This is a genomic window from Streptomyces sp. NPDC001599 (assembly GCF_042893535.1).
Classification (GTDB): domain Bacteria; phylum Actinomycetota; class Actinomycetes; order Streptomycetales; family Streptomycetaceae; genus Streptomyces.
Window position 1 is genome coordinate 1 of record NZ_JBIAVA010000034.1, and the last position, 2,882, is coordinate 2,882.

The 2,882-nt window shown below is 68.9% G+C and carries 1 protein-coding gene and 1 pseudogene; one reads left to right on the forward strand and one right to left on the reverse strand.

Going from position 1 to position 2,882, the window contains the following annotated elements; translation table 11 throughout:
• Positions 1-549: 549 nt before the first annotated feature.
• Positions 550-997: pseudogene (locus tag ACFYZ3_RS38390) on the forward strand (sterol carrier protein domain-containing protein); the annotation flags it as partial.
• Positions 998-1,004: 7 nt separating this feature from the next.
• Here ACFYZ3_RS38390 and ACFYZ3_RS38395 read toward each other — a convergent pair.
• Complete coding sequence (locus ACFYZ3_RS38395) at positions 1,005-2,255, reverse strand: cytochrome P450 (protein WP_388528031.1); 1,251 nt, start codon at positions 2,253-2,255, stop codon at positions 1,005-1,007.
• Between the last annotated feature and the right edge of the window lie 627 nt (positions 2,256-2,882).

Genomic DNA, 2,882 nt, shown 5'->3' on the forward strand with positions numbered 1-2,882 from the left:
GCCGGCTGACCCCCATCGAATTCGAGACCGTCATGACCACTCCGGCTCTCCAGGCCGCGTGACCGAACCTGTCACCCGAACCTGCATCAGACCCCAACCTGCGCCGCCGTGGGATGCAGGTCGCTGGCGGCGAGCATCGGCACAGCCAGGTTGATCGAGGCCACGAACCCGACAACGAGCACGCATGAGCGGCACGACGGCATGTGCCACTCCTGACAGTTGCGGGCTCCACCCAGCAGATCAGGAAGCCAGCGCGATCACGTTGCCGCGTGAGACCGCTCCAGGCCGGCATCCTCTCAAGACGGGGGAGGCCGGCCTTGCCGTGCACCCAGCACGCTCCAGAAGTCGCTGTCGTTCACCCGTTCAGGGTGTCACCAGAGCTGCACGCGTGGTCACGGTTCGGGCAGAACGGGGCTTCCCCAGGACCCCGTGTGCCAGCGCTCAGCGGTGCCCATACTCCAGGTGGCGGGCCGATCGGTCCGCTCCTGAGGCACATCGCGCAACGCTCCCACCACGGGTGTCACTGCACCAGCGCGGTGGCGTCCCGCAGCCCGTTTCGCCCTCGGGCACGACCTGGTGTCACAGGTCGTGTTCCGGCATGTCCTGTCCGACCATCAGCTGCGCTGGCAGCTCGCCGACCCGCGCGCGGGTGAGGCCGACGGCCACAGCGACCGGCTCTGGGTATGCCCCCTCGACATCCCGTGCGCCCGAGGCCCGGGGCGGGTCGACGGACGGCGAACTCGTCCCGGACGTCGAGGACCCGTTCCCGGCCGAGCACAGCCGTTACCTGCTGACCGGGCGCGACGGCCTGCCTTCCCACGGGCAGGGACCCCGATCTCTCCCTGCATGTCCGCGACTTGGGCTTGCTCTATGTGGGAGGCGTGACGCCGACACTGGTGCGCGCGGGACACGTCCTCTCCCATTGCGCGGAGGCCGTCGCGCGTGCGGACGCGCTGTTCTGTACGGAACAGCGCGTCCGCACTGCCTGCACTGGTTCGGACGGGTCAGCGGGCGGGCTCACCGGTGGTACGGCGGGGGCGAACCGGCAGGGTCCGGTGGCCGTTGCCGATCGCGGTCGGGAGGGTCCGCAACTCGCCGGCAGGAACAGCCAGTTCGATGTCCGGGAAGCGGGTGAAGAGCAGACGGAGCGCCGTGGCCACCTCCATGCGGGCCAGCGGGGCGCCCAGGCAGAAGTGGACGCCGTGGCCGAACGCCAGGTGGTCCTTGTTCAGGCGGGTGACGTCGAAGCGGTCGGCGGTGGGGCCGTGCCAGTCGGGGTGGCGGTTGGCGGCTGCGTAGGAGGCGAGGATCGCCTCGCCGCGAGGAATCGTCCGGCCGTCGGGCAGAGCGATGTCTGTGAGGGCGTAGCGCAGCGGGAGGTGCTTGAGGGCGGGTTCGTGGCGCAGTGTCTCCTCCACGACGTCGTCCCAGGTCGCCCGGCCCGCGCGGAGGTGGCTGAGTTGTTCGGGGTCGGTGAGCAGAGCGGTGACCGCCTGATCGATGACGTTCACCGTGGTCTCGTAACCGGCGCTGATCATCAGCAGGAGCGTGTCGCGCAGCTCGCCGTCGGTGAAACCGCCGCCGTCGCCCTCGTGGTCGCGGGCGGCGATGAGAAGGGAGGTCATGTCGTCGGCGGGTTCGGCGCGCTTGGCGGCGATCAGGTCATCGAGGGCCTTGTAGAGGGACGCCGTGTTCTCGGCGGCCTGCACGACGGTGGCCGTGGTGTCAAAGACGCCGTCCACCACTTTGCGGAAGCCTTGGAGTTGGCTGTCGGCGATGCCCATGAGGCGGCCCAGTACCGCGATGGGCAATGGGTACGCGAAGTGTTCGCGCAGGTCAACGCTCTCCCCGGCAGGCCGCGCCTCGAGGTCATCGAGGAGCGTCGTGACGATTGTCTCCACGGTCGGGCGCAGGTCCTGGACCCGGCGGGCGCTGAGGGCCGGCGCGACCATCCGGCGCAGCCTGCGGTGGTCGCCGCCGTACGCCGTGAACATGCTCTCCACAGCGATCCACAGGGCCAGCGGCCACGTGGACACGATGTCGGCGTAGGCGGGCCAGTGGGCGCGGCCGTCCTTGGAGACCTGTGTGCTGGTGAGCAGTTGCTTGAGGAGGGTGGGGTTCGTCACCGACCATACGGTCAGACCAAGGAGGTCCACGCGAGTGGCCGGGCCACGGTCGCGTAACGCCTGGTGCTCGGCGTGGTGGTCGGAGGCGGCGGGGTCCAGGACGAGGGGTGTCGACGACTGTTCGGGCATGGAGGCTCCAAGGCGGACGGCAGGGATGACGGCAGCAGCTCGAGTCGTCCGAGCGGTGAGCCGACGGCCCGGGTGTCGGTGTGGGTGACGGTTGGTGTCGGTCACGTACAACTGACCATGCCGCCGACCGACTTGTGACACCCGACCGGATCCGCGCTCAGCGGCACACCCGATTCAGCAGGCCGAAGAACACGCCGCCACGCATCACCTTGAACGGGTCCTCCAGCTGGGCGACGACCGTCGCGATGTCGCTCGGTGTCCAGCTCCGCGCGTATCGCCACCGCAATGAAGGATGGCTGCTTGGGTACGGGGCGGGTGGTTGTGCTTTCCGTGACTGGAGGGCGGGTCGGGGTCTGGCACGTGGCCGTTGTTTTTCTCGTGGGGTCGTTTTGCTGGTGTGTGGTCGGGTGTGTCCGGGTGTTTTACGGTGAGGATCCCTGTGCTGTGGGGGCAGCCATCCCGATGCTTTGCTCGAGGTCGTGCGCTAGGTGGGGTTGGGGCCGTTGGGAGACCCGGATGCGGATGCGGAGGTGGGGGGGGCTTTGTGGTCGAGTTCGTTTTGGCGTGCTACGTGTGCGGGTCGGGCTGACGCGCGGGTTTTAAGGAGAGGGCGGAGTTCGCCTGCGG